The 14,677-nt window shown below is 67.3% G+C and carries 16 protein-coding genes; 10 read left to right on the plus strand and 6 right to left on the minus strand.

Features of this window, described 5'->3' with window-relative positions; all coding sequences use genetic code 11:
* The first annotated feature begins 222 nt into the window (after positions 1-222).
* The 3 genes from B841_RS04940 to B841_RS04950 are packed head-to-tail and all read left to right on the plus strand — an operon-like array spanning position 223 to position 1,902.
* Positions 223-459, plus strand: a complete 237-nt coding sequence (locus B841_RS04940) for a DUF2795 domain-containing protein (protein ID WP_020934385.1) — start codon at positions 223-225, stop codon at positions 457-459.
* Positions 459-1,295: an endonuclease/exonuclease/phosphatase family protein gene (locus B841_RS04945; protein ID WP_020934386.1), complete on the plus strand. Its 837-nt coding sequence runs from the start codon at positions 459-461 to the stop codon at positions 1,293-1,295. Before B841_RS04940 ends, B841_RS04945 begins: the two co-directional genes overlap by 1 nt.
* Positions 1,285-1,902, plus strand: a complete 618-nt coding sequence (locus B841_RS04950) for a hypothetical protein (RefSeq protein WP_020934387.1) — start codon at positions 1,285-1,287, stop codon at positions 1,900-1,902. Before B841_RS04945 ends, B841_RS04950 begins: the two co-directional genes overlap by 11 nt.
* A gap of 93 nt (positions 1,903-1,995) precedes the next feature.
* Here B841_RS04950 and B841_RS04955 read toward each other — a convergent pair whose 3' ends face one another.
* Complete coding sequence (locus tag B841_RS04955) at positions 1,996-2,391, minus strand: hypothetical protein (protein ID WP_156844712.1); 396 nt, start codon at positions 2,389-2,391, stop codon at positions 1,996-1,998.
* Positions 2,392-2,589: 198 nt separating this feature from the next.
* On the opposite strand from B841_RS04955, the gene B841_RS04960 reads away from it, so the two are divergent.
* From B841_RS04960 to B841_RS04970, 3 genes are all read left to right on the plus strand, one after another.
* Positions 2,590-3,855 (plus strand): multidrug effflux MFS transporter, encoded by a 1,266-nt coding sequence (locus B841_RS04960; protein ID WP_020934389.1) that lies wholly within the window; start codon positions 2,590-2,592, stop codon positions 3,853-3,855.
* 110 nt (positions 3,856-3,965) lie between these two features.
* Entirely contained in the window at positions 3,966-4,967 is a 1,002-nt protein-coding gene (locus B841_RS04965; protein WP_245561061.1) for a GmrSD restriction endonuclease domain-containing protein, read from the plus strand.
* 42 nt (positions 4,968-5,009) lie between these two features.
* On the plus strand, positions 5,010-5,618 hold the full coding sequence (locus B841_RS04970) for a thymidine kinase (RefSeq protein ID WP_052337731.1): 609 nt from the start codon (positions 5,010-5,012) through the stop codon (positions 5,616-5,618).
* Here the strand turns inward: B841_RS04970 and B841_RS04975 are convergent.
* Positions 5,590-6,402: an SDR family NAD(P)-dependent oxidoreductase gene (locus tag B841_RS04975; RefSeq protein ID WP_020934392.1), complete on the minus strand. Its 813-nt coding sequence runs from the start codon at positions 6,400-6,402 to the stop codon at positions 5,590-5,592. The genes B841_RS04970 and B841_RS04975 overlap by 29 nt on opposite strands.
* Before the next feature lie 126 nt (positions 6,403-6,528).
* Here B841_RS04975 and B841_RS04980 point away from each other — a divergent pair, with 126 nt between their 5' ends.
* The 3 genes from B841_RS04980 (at position 6,529) to B841_RS13310 (ending at position 9,631) form a co-directional block, all read left to right on the plus strand.
* Positions 6,529-7,596 (plus strand): tellurite resistance/C4-dicarboxylate transporter family protein, encoded by a 1,068-nt coding sequence (locus B841_RS04980; protein WP_020934393.1) that lies wholly within the window; start codon positions 6,529-6,531, stop codon positions 7,594-7,596.
* Between the two features lie 343 nt (positions 7,597-7,939).
* Positions 7,940-8,806 (plus strand): PQQ-dependent sugar dehydrogenase, encoded by an 867-nt coding sequence (locus B841_RS04985; RefSeq protein WP_020934394.1) that lies wholly within the window; start codon positions 7,940-7,942, stop codon positions 8,804-8,806.
* Between the two features lie 96 nt (positions 8,807-8,902).
* Positions 8,903-9,631, plus strand: coding sequence for a GntR family transcriptional regulator (locus tag B841_RS13310; protein ID WP_020934395.1), 729 nt, complete (start codon positions 8,903-8,905; stop codon positions 9,629-9,631).
* Between the two features lie 13 nt (positions 9,632-9,644).
* Here the strand turns inward: B841_RS13310 and B841_RS04995 are convergent, their stop codons facing one another.
* A complete protein-coding gene (locus tag B841_RS04995) occupies positions 9,645-11,831 on the minus strand; it encodes an MMPL family transporter (protein WP_020934396.1) in 2,187 nt (728 codons plus the stop codon).
* 110 nt (positions 11,832-11,941) lie between these two features.
* Between B841_RS04995 and B841_RS05000 the strand changes: the two genes are divergently transcribed.
* The gene (locus tag B841_RS05000; protein WP_020934397.1) at positions 11,942-12,523 is read left to right on the plus strand and encodes a MarR family winged helix-turn-helix transcriptional regulator; all 582 of its coding nucleotides are present in this window, start codon (positions 11,942-11,944) and stop codon (positions 12,521-12,523) included.
* Between the two features lie 16 nt (positions 12,524-12,539).
* Here the strand turns inward: B841_RS05000 and B841_RS05005 are convergent, their stop codons facing one another.
* The 3 genes from B841_RS05005 to B841_RS05015 all read right to left on the minus strand — a co-directional run bounded on the left by B841_RS05005 (position 12,540) and on the right by B841_RS05015 (position 14,657).
* Positions 12,540-13,232 carry a protein-L-isoaspartate O-methyltransferase family protein gene (locus B841_RS05005; RefSeq protein WP_318532937.1) on the minus strand — a complete coding sequence of 231 codons (693 nt, stop codon included), beginning with the start codon at positions 13,230-13,232 and terminating at the stop codon, positions 12,540-12,542.
* A gap of 79 nt (positions 13,233-13,311) precedes the next feature.
* Positions 13,312-13,938, minus strand: a complete 627-nt coding sequence (locus tag B841_RS05010) for an MBL fold metallo-hydrolase (protein ID WP_041632096.1) — start codon at positions 13,936-13,938, stop codon at positions 13,312-13,314.
* A gap of 92 nt (positions 13,939-14,030) precedes the next feature.
* A complete protein-coding gene (locus B841_RS05015; RefSeq protein WP_020934400.1) occupies positions 14,031-14,657 on the minus strand; it encodes a PepSY domain-containing protein in 627 nt (208 codons plus the stop codon).
* Between the last annotated feature and the right edge of the window lie 20 nt (positions 14,658-14,677).

The following is a 14,677-nucleotide window of genomic DNA, read 5'->3' on the forward strand; positions in this document are numbered from 1 at the left end:
ACGTGCCCGGGTCCGGTGTGTCCGCCACGGTACCGAGGCGCTGCCATTGATGTCGGGAAAGTTATCTCTTCGTTGTCTGCCTACCTGGGAGCACGACGTCGTGAACAGGGGAGATCACCGGATTTGAGGCACGAGGTGAAGGCGGTGAAAGAAAAACGTCCCGGCACGGTACCCGGGTGTCCTGGTACACAGGGAGGCACCCAATAGATTAAGGAGCTGACCATGACGGAACGCGACGAGATTCGCATCGACAAGGCGCTGCAGGGCGCGTCCTTCCCGGCCGCTAAGGCTGAACTGCTGGAATATGCCCGGGCGCGTGTCCAGGACAGCCCGAAGACCCTCCATGCCCTGGACGCCATTCCCGACCGGGAATACGCCGACAAGGATGAAGTGCTGGAGGCCGTGCCGCACCGCCCGCAGGGCGATGACGCCGCAGGCGGTCGCCACCGCGCGGAGTAGTGGAGCCGCTGGTAGGTAAGGCGGTCCCGCCCGCCCTGCATGTGATGAGCTGGAATATCCGGCGCATCCTGCCGGCCCCGCTGACCCGGAAGGCAGACCGGTGGGACCGCAGGTCCCCCGGAATGGCGGAGTTGCTGGGCCGCGAAGCGCCCACCCTGCTGGGCGCACAGGAGGCGTTGCCCGAGCAGGTGGATTTTCTCCTCCGCAGCCTCGGTCGAAGCTACCGAGCGGTGGGACGCGGCCGGGGCGCCGACGGCGGCGGCGAGGCCTCACCGCTGTTGTACGACTCCACCCGCCTGAGCTTGGTCAGCAGCGGCCAGTTGGCGTTGTCCGACCACCCGGAACGGGCGGGGTCGAGGTCATGGGGAAACCTCATTCCCCGCGTCGTCGTGACGGCGACGTTTCAAGACCGTGTGACGGGAGGGAGGTTTTTCGCCGCCAACACCCACCTCGATCACCTGTCCGCTCGCTCCCGGCGCCGTTCCGTCGACATGATCTTAAAGCTGGCGGAGGCCAGCGGTGTGCCGACGGTGCTCACCGGCGACCTCAACGCCGACGCCCGCAGCGACACGCTGCGGGCGCTTGTGGCTTCGGGCACGCTGGAGGACGTCTGGTCTCTCGCGGCCGATTCCGGCGCGCGGTGGGGGACTTTCCCCAACTACCGTCCACCGCGGCTCGAGGGGCGCCGCCTCGATTGGGTGCTCGTTTCTCCCGAGATTAAGGTGCTCTACGCTGCCCACAACCCGCGGCGCTACGCCAACGGGTGGCCTTCCGACCACCTGCCGGTGCACGCCGTACTGATTCCACCCGAAGGTTCCGCCGTCGATGATCGATAATTTCCTCCGTCCGCCGCGCGGCACGCTTGAGCATCTGGCGGACGCGTTACGCCTCCTCGGCCTGGCGGGAGTAGTCGCCGCGGCGCTGTTTCTGGAGTGGACGGACGTCGGCATCTTGGCGTTTACTTTGCCCGGCCTGCTGTTGGCGCGGTTCATCGGAATGGTGGCGTGGGGCGATATCGTCGTCTCCGTCGTGCTGCTGATCGCCGCATGGAGCAACGTTTTCGATCTGTATACCACGGTGCCGGGTTGGGACAACGTCGTGCATTTCTTCTGCGCGGGTATGCTGTCGGTGGTGTGTTATCTGCTGTTGGCGCAATGGGGGATCGTGCCGGTTCTTTCCGCCGGCTGGGACCGGTCGTCCGTGGCCGCAGTGGTGCTCACCACCACTTTCGGGCTGGCGCTGGGGGCGTTGTGGGAAATGGTCGAGTGGGTGGGCGTCACCTACGTCACGCCCGACATCTTCGTCACCTACGAGGACACGATCGGTGACATGGCGATAGGCGGGTTGGGGGCGTTGGTGATGGGTCTGGTGGCGGCGCGCACGCCGTTACTGCGGACGGATCAGCGCGGACGTCAAGTGGAGCGGGCCCGGGAGAGCCACTGACGTGGAGATGTGCGTCAACGCTTCCGGTCGATGGCTACGCGGCAGGGGCCAGGAACAGGGGCCAAGAGGAGGAAGCGATGCGCCCCTGGAACCTCAGGTGAGGACCCCTCGTCTGTGCATTGTCCAACAATACCAAGCGAAGAGTGCCGTCACGAGGCCAATTCCGATGTCGAACCACGCGATCGCCGCGCCGAGTGCCGCCCATCGGTCGAAGAAGGCGAAAGTCACCGCGAGAACCACTATCTGAGCTGCAGCTGAGATCACCGCGGCGGGAACCGCCCAACGGCTGCGGGCAAGCAAGAGCAGGGGAGCCGTCAAGCCTCCGAGGATGTTGAGTGTCCAGACGAGACGGAGCAGAAGCGGGTAGTCGGTGAAGTACGCGACCCCCTCCGTTCCGAACTGCGCCTGCATGTACTCGGTGTCGCCCACCAGGAGCAGGAGATAGTCACGGGCCCCGCCGAGGTAGAGGGCGAACACGGCGATGGCCACCACCCACAGGTGCCAAGGGCGAGGTGCGCGATGTCTCTGGGTCTGACCGCTCACTGATCCTCCGATCCGTCGATGCGCGCGTGAAACAAGTTCAAGGAACTCCACGGTAACGCGGCTGAAAATTTCGCCGGATAATCCGACCACCCCCATATACCCCCACGGGTATAAAAGGGGTGGTTTTTATTGTTAAATGAAATCATGTTCAATAAGGCGAATTCCCCCTCCACCCCGACTCAGCCCGTCCCTGCCGGCGCGGCCACGAGGGCCGTGATCCCGCCCATCATCCTGGGCGTGCTCGCGCTCGTGTCCGCCGTCGAGCCCTTATCGATCAACATGTACCTGTCCGGCTTGCCGCAGCTCGGCCGTGATTTGGGGATCAGTCAGGCCGGAGCACAACTGACCCTGACCTTCTTCTTGGTCGGCATGGCCGTCGGCCAGCTGGTCACCGGGCCGATGTCCGACGCCCGCGGACGGCGCGGATTGTTCCGCGGCGGCGTCGCCCTGCTGGTGATCGCGACCGTGGCCAGCGCCCTGGCCACCCAGGCATGGATGCTGTTTCTCGCCCGATTCCTGATGGGCGCGGCCGGCGGAACCGCCGTGGTGTTGGCGCGCGCCGTGGCCGGCGACCTGGCGAAAGGCCCTGAACTGGCGCGAGTGTTCTCGCTGTTGCAGCTGCTCACCGGCGCAGCGCCTGTGGTGGGGCCGATCATCGGCGGTCTAGTCGTCGACGGCGTCGGCTGGCGCGGTGTGTTCTGGGTGCTGGCCGCACTGAACCTCGTCATGGCGATCGGCGTGTGGCTGGCCATCCCGGAGACCCTGCCCCACGAGGAGCGTTCCAGCGGCGGGCCGCGCCGCTTGTCCTCCGCGATCGGGCTATTGCTGCGCGACCGAGCCTACGTCGGCTTCACCGTGGGATTCATCTTCAGCTTCTCCACGATGTTCGCCTACGTTTCCGCCTCCCCATTCTTGCTGCAGGACTACTACGGTTTCACCCCGGTGCAGTACTCGATCATCTTCGCCGTCAACACGACCGGCATGTTCCTCGTCGCGCTGCTCAATGCCCGCCTGGTGCGCCGGATCGGGGCACTGCCGCTGGCCAAGATCGGCAACGTCGTTTTGCTCACCGCCGTCCTCTACCTCGTCGTGGTCTCGCTTCTCGACGCCTCCCGCTGGTTCCTGCTCGTCGGCCTCTTCGTCGTGGTCGCCTCCATGGGCGTGAACTTCGCCAACAACTCCGCCCTGGCGATCTCCCGGGCGGGCGCGCTGACCGGATCCGCCTCGGCCTTCATGGGGGCGGGCCAGTTCATCGTGGCCGGCCTGCTCTCCCCGCTGGTGGCTTTGGCCGCCTCCCTGGGACTCTCCTCACCGGTCTCGATGACCGTCGTCATGCTGGCTACCGCGCTGCTGGCCGCCGCCGGGGTGTGGGGCGGCGCGAAGGCGTTGAAACGGGAGCCCGCGCAGTAATTTCTTCTCTCCGCCCCTGCGTGGGAGACTGAGCGAATACTCAGAATAATGCCAGGAGGTTCATGGTGAAGGTGCGGCGTTGGCTCACGGCTTCGGCGGCGGTTATGACGATGGCGCTGACTGCCGTCGCCTGCGGCCCGGCGGAAGAGACCACATCGGGACAGGAGGCGGTGTCCGATACGACGTCCGTCACTGCGGAGGTGGAGACCCACACATCCACCGTCTCCTCGACGGAAGGGGACGCCGTCGAAGAGGCTCCCGCTGAAGAAGAGGTCGGCGAAGCCGCGGAGACGCTGGAGACTTTGGCGGTCAAGGGACGAGCTCCGCGGACCGGTTACGACCGCGATCAATTCGGCCCGGCCTGGGCCGACGTCGACCACAACGGCTGTGACACCCGCAACGACATCCTCGAACGGGACCTGTCTGACGTCACCCACCGTCCCGGCACGCAGGACTGCATCGTCACCAGCGGCGTGCTCCAGGACCCGTTCACCGGCGCCGAAATCCAGTTCGTCCGCGGCCAGGACACCTCGTCGGCCGTCCAGATCGATCACGTCGTCGCCTTGTCCGACGCCTGGCAGAAGGGCGCCCAGCAGCTCGACGAGGAAACGCGCCGCCAGTTCTCCAACGACCCGCTCAACCTGTTGGCCGTCGACGGCCCCTCGAATTCGCAGAAGGGTGACGGCGACGCCGCGACCTGGCTGCCGCCGAACCGGGCGTTCCGCTGCGATTACGTCGCCCGCCAGATCGCCGTCAAGGCCCGCTACGCGCTCTGGGTGACCCCGGCGGAAAAGGACGCCATGCACGACGTGCTGGGCACCTGCCCCGGTCATCCGCTCCCGGACGAGGTCAGCGCCTTGAACTACACCGAGCCCTGGCCGGACGTGATCCCGCCGCTCGAGGAGGAACCCGCCCCGGCGGCGCCCCCCGCTGAGATTCCCGCGGAGGAGGCGCCCGCTGAGGTCGCGTCCCTCGGCGGCGGCACCGACCCGCACTTCGGCACGTGCCGTGAGGCCATCGCCGCAGGCTACGGCCCGTACACGCAAGGAATCCACGAAGAATACGGCTGGTACCGCGACGGCGACGGCGACGGCGTCACCTGCGAGCGCTGACCCGGCACGAATCCCGGGGCGTAGCCCGGTACAGTCCGGGGCATGGGGCAGGGAGACGACCCGCCGCGGGCGGGGCAATTGACAGTGATCACGGGCCCGATGTTTGCGGGGAAAACCAGTGCGCTGCTGCGTAACATCACCCGGGAGAAGCGTCGACGTCGGAAAGTCCTGGCCGTCACGCACCGCCTCGACGACCGCTTCGGCGTCGGGTTGATCGCCTCCCACGACCGGCTGAGCGTCGACGCCGTCGCGTTGGGTGGGGCGGAGGAGCTCCGGGAGCATTTCTTCGCCGCCTCCGCCCGTCCGGACGTGGTCGCGCTCGATGAGGCGCAGTTCTTCGGGCCCGGGCTCTCACCCGTCGTCGCAGAGATCCTGCGGGCGGGCACGGACGTGGACGTCGCCGGGCTATGTCAGGACCACGGCGGCCACCCCTTCGAACCGGTGGCCACGCTGATGACGCAGGCGGAAGACGTCATAAAACTCGTCGCCACCTGCGCGATCTGCGGCGCGGCGGCGGTCCACCAACAGCTGATCGACGATCGCCCCGCCCCTCCGGGCCGCTCGTCGGCGGAGCGGAACTCTACGAGCCCCGCTGCCGCGCCCATTTCCCCGGGCTGTACTGCTAGGCCAGCCCGGTCAGCTCCTCACTGAGCCGCCACAGCTGATCCTGCACGTCCTGCTCGTACGCCTCCGGCAGCGCCTCCTCGGGAGATGTCCGGAAGAAGTACTGCCCCGTCACACCGTTGAGCCGCGGGGAATCGATCAGGTGGCGCGTCGAGGCGACCCCGGTGGCGAGTTTGTCGACGTTGGCGCCCCATCCTTCCTCCACCATCGCGGTGGGCATCAGCGTCGCCGGATGCAGGGAGTTGACCGTCACCTCGCCGGCCGGCAACTGCCCCGCCAACCGGAACCCGGCGGCGATCATCGCGAACTTGCTCTGCGCATAGGCCCGGCTGCCCGTGTACTCGTTCACCAGCTGCGGGTCGTCGAAATCGACGGGGGTCTGCGCCGCGGATGCCACGTTGACCACCCGGCTCGGCGCACCCGCCCGCAGCAACGGCAAAAGCCGCATCGTCAACAAAAAGGGCGCCAGATGGTTGACCGCCAACCGCAGCTCGTGGCCGTCGGCGGACGTCTCGCGCACGTCTCCGCGACCCTGCCCGACGCCGGCGTTGTTGACCAGCACCGACACATGATCGGTCAGCCCCGCCACGTCCTGGGCCAGCCGCTCCACCTGCGCCAGCTCGCCGAGGTCGGCGGTCACCGGATCCAGGTGCGCACGGGCGGGAGACAGGTCGTCGATGAGTTCCGTGAGTTTGTCGGGGTCGCGACCGTGCAGGATCAGGTGGCCGGGTTGCAGCGAATACTGCCGAGCCAATTCCCGGCCCAGGCCACTGGTGGCCCCGGTGATCAGCATGGTGCGGTCTGTCGTCATTCTTAGCCTCCTCGGGCATGTGGGGTATGAGCCCCCATGATGGCTATCTGAGCAGGTTCTCGCCAGGACGAAGCGTGCCGGCGCCCGCGTGATTGAATGGATCCGTCGAAAAAGAAAAGGGGAACGATGTCAGAGAACCTGCGGATACGGGCGCGTGACCACGTGCGGAGCCTTCCCCTGGGGTCCTTCGCCTTCGTGATGGCCGCGGGCATCGTCTCCGTGGGGCTGGACCAGATCGGACGCGAGACGGCCGCCCGGACCATGCTGGGGGTGGCCGCGGTCGGCTACGTCCTGCTGGCGGGGTTGAGTCTGGCGCGGGTGCTCGGCTGGCGCCGGTTGGTGGCCGCGGATCTGCGCAACTCCGCCCGCTCCTTCGGATCGTTCACGTTCGTCGCGGGCACCAACGTGCTCGGGGTGGCGTTGGCGGTGCAGGGGTGGCCGCGCGCGGCGCTGGCGTTGCTCGCCCTCTCCCTGCCCGTCGGCGTCGTCCTGGGGTACGTCGTACCGTGGCTGGCCGTGCTTGGCGGGGGAGACCCTCCGCTGAAAAACGTCGACGGCTCCTGGTTCGTCTGGGTCGTCGCCGCTCAGTCGATCGCGGTGCTGGCCACTCTGCTGGCCCCGCAGTTCCCGCCGCTGACCAGAACGCTGTCCACGATCGCGGTGATCGGCTGGTCCTCCGGCGCCGTGCTTTATGTCGTCGTCGCGGCGTTGATCATCGTGCGGCTGTCCTCCCGGCCGGTCGGCCCCGCGGACATGAACCAGTCCTACTGGATCACCATGGGAGCCATGGCCATCACCATCGTGGCCGGTTCGATGATCGTTTCCCTCGACGCGGCGAGTTCACCGATGGTGTACGCCACCCAAGGGCTGATTTCGGGCGTCAGCGTGATCATGTGGTGCTTCGCCACCGCCTTGATTCCCGCCCTGCTGGCCATCGGCTATTGGCGCCACGTCGTGCACCGCATTCCCCTGCACTACAAGGCGGCGCAATGGAGCATCGTCTTCCCGCTCGGAATGTACGCCGTCGCAGGCATGCAGCTGGGCTGGGCCGACGACCTGCCGCTGGCCGCCGGGATCGGCCGAGCATGGGTGTGGGTCGGGGTGATCGCGTGGGTGTTGACCTTCGCGACGATGCTCGTCTCCCTCGCGTCTGGGCGCCGCTCCTCGACGCCTGCCCTCCCGACGCCACAGTAGGAGTGATCTAGGTCACTGGGTGGTAGTCTGGGGCGCATGCGCCGACTTGTCGTCCCCGCCCTGACCGCCACGTTGTCGTTGGCGCTGCTCTCCTGCACCGACGACGCCCCATCCGAGACCGCCCCTGCCGCCGGACAAACCTCCGACCTGTCGTCGTCGAACCCGTCGTCCTCTGGCCACGCCGAACTCCACGAAGATTTCACGGTGGTCGAACACGCCACCTTCGACGAAGGCTGGGCCATGAGTTTCCTGCCGGGCACGGACCTGCTGGCCGTCACCGAACGCGGCGGCTCCCTCCAGCTCTACGACCCCGACGCCAACGACGCCCGCCGCCGTCGACGGCGTGCCCGAGGTCTACCACGAAGGCCAGGCTGGCCTGCACGACGTCATCCCGGCCCCGAGCTTCGCCGACGACGGCGCGGTGTACCTGAGCTGGGCGCGCGAAGGAGACACGGTCCACGGCGTCGCCGCCCGCGCCACTCTGGACGCGGCGGACGCCGAGCTCCGCGACCTCGAGATCATCTGGGAACAGGCCCCTGCCCCGGGCGCCGGGCACTTCGCGCTGCGGCTGCTCGTCCAGGGCGAACACCTCTTCATCACCTCCGGCGACCGGCAGCAGGAGGACCCCGCCCAGGAGCGGGACACCAACCTCGGCGCCGTCGTCCGCCTCACCCTCGACGGCGATCCCGCGCCGGGCAACCCCTGGTTCGAGGACGGGGGCGCCGCCGCCGAATTGTGGAGCGTCGGGCACCGCAACCCGCTGGGGATCGCCGAAGACGCGGACGGCGCGCTCTGGGTCTCCGAGATGGGGCCGCAGGGCGGCGACGAGCTCAATCTCCTGACAGAGGCCGGCAACTACGGCTGGCCGGACGCGTCGATGGGCGTCCACTACGACGGGAGCCCGATCCCGGACCACAGTGAGGAGGACGGGTTCGTCGCCCCGGCGGAACATTGGGTGCCGGCGATTTCCCCGGGCAGCCTGATGATCTACCAGGGCGAGCTATTCGAGGAATGGCGCGGCGACGCCTTCCTCGGCGGGCTCTCCGGTCAGCGGCTGGTGCGCGTCGAACTCGAGGGCGAGGCGGCGGAGGCCGGGCAGGAGTGGGACGCGGGCGAGAGGATCCGTGCGGTCACCGAGGGGCAGGACGGCGCGCTCTGGGTGTTGGAGGACGGAGCAGGCGGACGGTTGCTGGAGCTGCGTCCGAATTAAGCCCGATCGGGGGTCCCCGGCTCGGCCTCGCCCAGCCGAGGTGCGGAGAGTGGGTTATCGTCTTCTCCCGGAAAGAGCTTTAGGGGAGGAAAACAAGTGGGGGTACTGCCGGAAACAGGGGTCGCGCCCGTCCCCGTCGAGGTACTGGAGTCGCGCCTTCTGGAAGACGTCCGCGCCTTGGCGCCGGGCGACCGGTTGCCGGGGGAGCGCGAACTGATGGAGCGTTTCCAGGTCTCCCGCCCGATGATCCGCCGGGTCCTGGCTTCCCTCGAGGCACGCATCCTGGTGCGCCGAGTCCCCGGGGCGGGCACTTTCGTGGTTTCGCGGGTGGATCTGCCGATCTCCAACCGGCAACCCCCGTCACTGCATGCGGCCGCGGCCGCCGCCGACCGTGAGCTGCGCACCCGCCTGGTGTCCTCCGGTGAGGACGTGGTCCCCGCCTGCGAGGCCGCCCAGTTGGGATTGCCCGCGAATCAGGAGGCGTTGGGGCTCGTGCGGGTGGGGGACATCGACGGACTGCCGGCGACCTATTCCCGGGAGTGGGTGCTGCCGGAGCGCGCCCGCAACCTCGACGCGGCGCTGGGCGTGATCGAGTCGGTGTACGAGTCGTTGTGCGCCTTCGGCTTCGAGCCGCAACGCGGCCGCAGCATCGCCTCTGTGGAGGACGTCCCCGCGGAGGTGCGTTCGAAGCTGCGGCACCGGAAGCCGGCGTTGGCGTGGCGCATCCTGTCCATGACGGTCGACGCGCGCACCCGGGAGCCGTTGTTGATCAGCGAGACCTGGTTCCGGATGGACCTGGTCCGGCTCATCTTCGACTTCGAGTGAGCGGCCGCGGGCATCAGACGCTGAGGCTGGCTTTGGTGTGGGTCTTCGGCTGTGGTTGGCCGTAGAAGCGTGCCAGCTTCGACGGCCACCAGACCTTGGGTCCGATGTCGTGGACCAGCGCGGGCACCAGCAGCGAGCGGACGATGAACGTGTCCAGCAGTACGCCGAACGCGACGATGAACGCGAGCTGAACCAGGAACAGGATGGGAATCACGGCCAACGCGGCGAAGGTCGCGGCGAGCACGACGCCCGCCGAGGTGATCACCCCGCCGGTGATGGTCAACCCGCGTAGCACGCCTGCTCTGGTGCCGTGGGTGAGGGATTCCTCGCGCACGCGCGTCATCAGGAAGATGTTGTAGTCGATGCCGAGGGCGACCAGGAAGATGAAGCCGTACAGCGGGACGGCCGGGTCGGCGCCCGGGAAGTCGAAGATGCCGTTGAACACCAGCGCGGACACGCCCAGCGCAGTGCCGAAGGACAGCACCGTCGTGGCCACCAGCAGCACCGGGGCGATGATCGAGCGCAGCAGGAGCATCAGGATCAGCAGGATGACGAACAACACGATCGGGATGATCAGGTTGCGGTCGTCGATGGCGGTGTCGTTGGTGTCGATGGAGGTGGCGGTCACGCCGCCCACGAGAGCCTCGCCGGGGACGGACTCCAGCTGCGTACGCAGGTCGCGGACGGCCTGTTCGGCCTCAGCGGAGTCCGCCGCCGAGGCCAACGTGCCCTGCAGCAGGACCTGGCCGTCGATCGTCGTCGGTTCGGCCGACGGGCCGCCCTCGAAGGCGGGCTGAACGGTGCCCTGCTCGTCGAGGGGCGCGGAGCCGGTGGGGGAGTCCTGGGCCGTGGCGGTCACGGCGCCGATCTCCCCGTTGTCCCACATGGTGCGGGCTGCCTCGGAGGCGTGCTGCTGGTCGACGAGCACGTAGACGGGAGAGCCGGAGCCGCCGGGGAAGTGCTCGCCGAGCGCCTCCTGTCCGTCGCGGGCCTCGGACTGGCCGAGCACCAACTCGGATTGCGGCACACCGCTGGCTTGCAGTTGGGTGACGCCCAGCGCGCCAAAAATCAGGACGATTGTCGTCGTGATCCAGATGGCGCGCGGACGGCGTCCGACGTGACGGGCCACCCAGGCCCACGGGCCGCGGGTGGACGCCGCGCCTTCGACCGCCGCCGGGTCGTAGAGCGGGCGGCGCGGCCAGAAGGCGCTGCGGCCCAGCACGTAGAGCAGGGAGGGCAGGAAAGTCAGCGCCGAGGCCATGGCGAAGACGATGCCGATGGAGGCGATGGGGCCGAGCGTGCTGTTGGACTTCAGGTCGCTGAGTAGGAGGCACAGCAGACCCGCGATGACGGTGCCGCCGGAGGCCAGGATTGGTTCAACGGAGCCGCGCAGCGCTTTGCCGGTGGCGTCCCACTTGTTCTGCGTGTGCCGGAGTTCCTCGCGGTAGCGGGCGACGTACAGCAGCGAATAGTCGGTGGCCGCGCCGATGACCAGAATGAACAGGATGCCCTGTGTCTGGCCGCTGAGCAGCACGATCTCCGCCTTCGCCAGCCACCACACGGACAACAGCGCCACGCACAGGGCGAACATGCTGGTCGCGAGCACCGCGATGGGCAGCAGGAGGGAGCGGTAGACGATGATCAGGATGATGAACACCGCGATCAGCGCGACGGCGAGCAGCAGCCCGTCGATGCCCGCGAAGGCGGCGCCCAGGTCGGCGGAGAAGCCGGCCGGGCCGGTGACGTAGACGGACACGCCCTCGGGGGCCCCGTCGGTGAGGGTCTCGCTGAGTTCGGCGACCGCGTCGCCGGTGTCGGCCGCGGAGTCGAGGGGGACGAAGGCCTGCGCGGCGAGCCCGTCCTCGGAGGGGATGGGCGGAGAGATCTCGTCGGCGGCCACCTCCAGATCGGCGGCTTCGTCGAGTTGTGCAGCGATAGCGCCCAGCTGTGGTTCGCTGAGCTCTTCTTCGCCGACGAAGACCACGACGGCGGGGATGGCGTCGCTGTCGGTGAATTCCCCCAATTTCTGCTGGACCACCGAGGCGTCCGCGGACTCGGGCAGGTAGAGGGTTTGATCGTTGGTGGAGACTTCGCTGACGCGTCCGAAGTATGGTCCGCCGACGGCGGCGCCCGCCAGCCAGACGACGATGAAAAGGGCCGGCAGTAAGATACGCAGCCAGCGGGGCACGCGAGAGAGCATGCTGGTCCTTCCGTGGGGCTTCCGGGGGTGGGAGTATGATGGTGTGGCCAATTAGCTAACCAAGCAAGATGTTAGCCTAGCATGCAATATCCGAGTGTTAGGATCAGGCCATGAATTCGAAGCAGCCGGAGGACGACGGCCAAGGCGGCGCCCCGCCCAATAAGATCAGCCTCTACGCCGTCGACTCCAACGACCCGCATAAGCGACTCATTGACCGCGCTGACGTGTCGCCGGAAGACATCGAGCAGATCAACGATCTGATGCAGGCGATGGGGGACCTGCGGGAAGCGGAGAATCACCTCAACGACGCCTCGCTGGAGTACATGAAACTGGGCAAGACCGACATGCGGGCCCTGCACCTGCTCATCGTGTCCGAACATCAGGAACAGGTGGTCACGGCGTCGATGTTGGCGGCGCACCTCAACATCACCAGCGCGTCGACCACGAAACTGCTTGATCGGCTGGAGCGCGGCGGTCACATCGTCCGCACCCCGCATCCCAGCGACCGCCGCTCCCAAGCGATCAGCATCACCCGGGAAACGCATGCCTCGGCGGTGGAGACCGTCGGCGCCCAACAGTCCCGCCGGTTTTATGCCGCCGCCCGCCTGACCAGGGAGGAACGGGAGGTGGTCATCCGTTTCCTCCGGGACACTGCCGCAGAGCTCAGAACGGGCATGGAGTGGAGTAAGTGATAGCGCTGCAACCAGTTCAGCCACGCAACAGCGGCACGAAGCGGTAGCGGCCGTGGCGGGTAGTCTCCGCCGCGCCGTCGACCATCCTCACCCGGAGCATGTCACCCGCCACCGGAATGACCAGCACTCCGTCATCGGCGAGTTGTGCCACCAGATCCGTGGGCAGTTCCGGGGCTTCCGCCGACACCAGGATGCGGTCGAAGGGAGCTTCGTCGGGTAGCCCAAACACCCCGTCCACGGCCTGCCGGATTTGCGCGTTCGGGAGGTCATGCGCGGAGAGGTTCCTCTGCCCGAACGCCGTCAGCTCGGGCACCAGTTCGGTGCCGGTGACGGTGCCGTCCGGCCCGGTGAGCGTGGCCAGCAGCGCGGTGGACCAGCCGGAGCCGGTGCCGACGTCGAGGATGCGCTGACCTGGTCGGACGTCGAGAAGTTCGAGCATGTTGGCCACGGTGCTCGGCTGCGAATTGGTCTGTCCGTGGCCGATGGGCAGCGGGGCGTCCACCCGCCAGTGTTCACGGCAGGAATCGGGGAGAAACCCGATGCGGTGGACGGATTTCATGGCTTGGCTGACACGGTTCATGGGAAAACCTCCATGGGCTCGCCCGGCTGCCCTTCGACGAGCGGGGTGGACGTGCATGCGGTCGCCGACGCAGCCGATGCGCCCGAAGAAGTCGGCGTGAATTGCAGTACAGCGCTTCACGGTGATCATTTTAGCAGCGAAATCATGTCCGCTGCCCAGAAAAATGCTGTCTCTCGCCCCTGCGCCTCCGAGGCGTCTGCGAGCCCGGTCAGATCTCCGTGGCGTCGCCGGGACGCAGAGGCAGGTAGTTCAGCCCGTTTTCTTCGGCGAGTTTGGTCAGCAGGTTCTTGCGCAGGGCGAGCCCGAAGTCGTTGTCGATGCCGTCGTGGACGCCGATGAAGGACGTCGGCTTGGTGGTCTTGAGGAAGGCCTCCACGTCGAGCATCTTCAGCCACGGCGCGCTGACCGGGACCAGGGCGACCTCGACGCCCTCGAGGTCCGGGAAGGAGTCGCCGGTGTGCAGGACCCGGCCGTCGACGAGGTATCCGAGGTTGTCCGGCAGGGGAGTGGATTCGGTGATGGCGCCGTGCGGCCAGCGGTGGACCGAGACGTCGAAGTCGCCGACGGTGAAGGCGTCACCGTCGGTGACGGCGGTGTAGTCGACGTCCGCGTGCTCGCGCAGTTCGGCGGGTCCGTAGACCTTGAGCCCCGGGCTGCGTTTCTGGGCGGTGGCCAGCGCCTCGGCGTCGACGTGGTCCGGGTGGATGTGGGTGACCAGGACGGCGTCGACCTCGGCTAGGTTGGCGGGCACCTCAAAGGAACCCGGGTCGATGAGCAGGGTCGTCTCGTTTTTCGCGAGCTCGACGCAGGAATGGAAACGGCGGGTGATCTTCATGGTGTCCATTGTGGCTGAAAACCCTGGTCTGCACAGGCAAAAGCCGCATAGGGATGACCCCTATGCGGCAGTGCGGTTAAAGAAGCCGGCGACTAGTTCGCTGCGATCCGGACCTCAGTCAGGTCGTTGCGGTCAACGTCGTCCAAGCTGATCTCCCAGCTGAGGGTGCCGTTGTCCTCGTCCAGTTCGGCGTCATCCAGGAAACCGTCCTCGTGCTGCTCGAGTGCTTCCTGAATGGCATCAGTGATGGACACGGTGGTGTCCTGGGCGTAGGAAATGTCCTCGCCGTCGTGCTCGCGGTCATCCTCGACGACGTTGCCGTCCTCTTCGACCTTGAGCTCGAAGACCTCGTCGCCCTCGACGACGTCGACCTCGTAGGCGTCGGTGTCGTCCTCACGGTCGATGCTGATGATGATGCCCTCGGGGTAGTCGGCCATGACGGCGTCAATGGCGCCGAAGACCGGGTCATCCCCGCCGGCCGCGTCATCGGCGACGGTGGTTTCGGTGACGGTGCCGTCATCCTGGGTCTCTTCGCCGGCCGCCTCCTGTCGACCCTCTTCAGCGCTGTCCGCAGTGTCGTCCTGCGTGGCCTCAGCAGCGTCGGTGGCGGTGGTGGTTTCCACGGTGGTGGTGTCGTCCTGCGTGTCGTTGCAGGCGCTCAGGAACAGGGCGGCGCTGGTGGCGATACCGGCGGCGGCGAGAATGCGTGACTTCTTCATGGATTCTTCACTCCTTTAAG

The organism is Corynebacterium maris DSM 45190, from assembly GCF_000442645.1.
Taxonomy (GTDB): Bacteria; Actinomycetota; Actinomycetes; order Mycobacteriales; family Mycobacteriaceae; genus Corynebacterium; species Corynebacterium maris.

Coding starts and splice junctions, on each gene's coding strand:
- B841_RS04940 (WP_020934385.1), top strand. CDS start 223: ATGACGGAACGCGACGAGATTCGCATCGACAAGGCGCTGCAGGGCGCG.
- B841_RS04950 (WP_020934387.1), top strand. CDS start 1,285: ATGATCGATAATTTCCTCCGTCCGCCGCGCGGCACGCTTGAGCATCTG.
- B841_RS04960 (WP_020934389.1), top strand. CDS start 2,590: ATGTTCAATAAGGCGAATTCCCCCTCCACCCCGACTCAGCCCGTCCCT.
- B841_RS04965 (WP_245561061.1), top strand. CDS start 3,966: ATGGCGCTGACTGCCGTCGCCTGCGGCCCGGCGGAAGAGACCACATCG.
- B841_RS04970 (WP_052337731.1), top strand. CDS start 5,010: ATGGGGCAGGGAGACGACCCGCCGCGGGCGGGGCAATTGACAGTGATC.
- B841_RS04975 (WP_020934392.1), bottom strand. CDS start 6,402: ATGACGACAGACCGCACCATGCTGATCACCGGGGCCACCAGTGGCCTG.
- B841_RS04980 (WP_020934393.1), top strand. CDS start 6,529: ATGTCAGAGAACCTGCGGATACGGGCGCGTGACCACGTGCGGAGCCTT.
- B841_RS04995 (WP_020934396.1), bottom strand. CDS start 11,831: ATGCTCTCTCGCGTGCCCCGCTGGCTGCGTATCTTACTGCCGGCCCTT.
- B841_RS05000 (WP_020934397.1), top strand. CDS start 11,942: ATGAATTCGAAGCAGCCGGAGGACGACGGCCAAGGCGGCGCCCCGCCC.
- B841_RS05005 (WP_318532937.1), bottom strand. CDS start 13,232: ATGATCACCGTGAAGCGCTGTACTGCAATTCACGCCGACTTCTTCGGG.
- B841_RS05010 (WP_041632096.1), bottom strand. CDS start 13,938: ATGAAGATCACCCGCCGTTTCCATTCCTGCGTCGAGCTCGCGAAAAAC.
- B841_RS05015 (WP_020934400.1), bottom strand. CDS start 14,657: ATGAAGAAGTCACGCATTCTCGCCGCCGCCGGTATCGCCACCAGCGCC.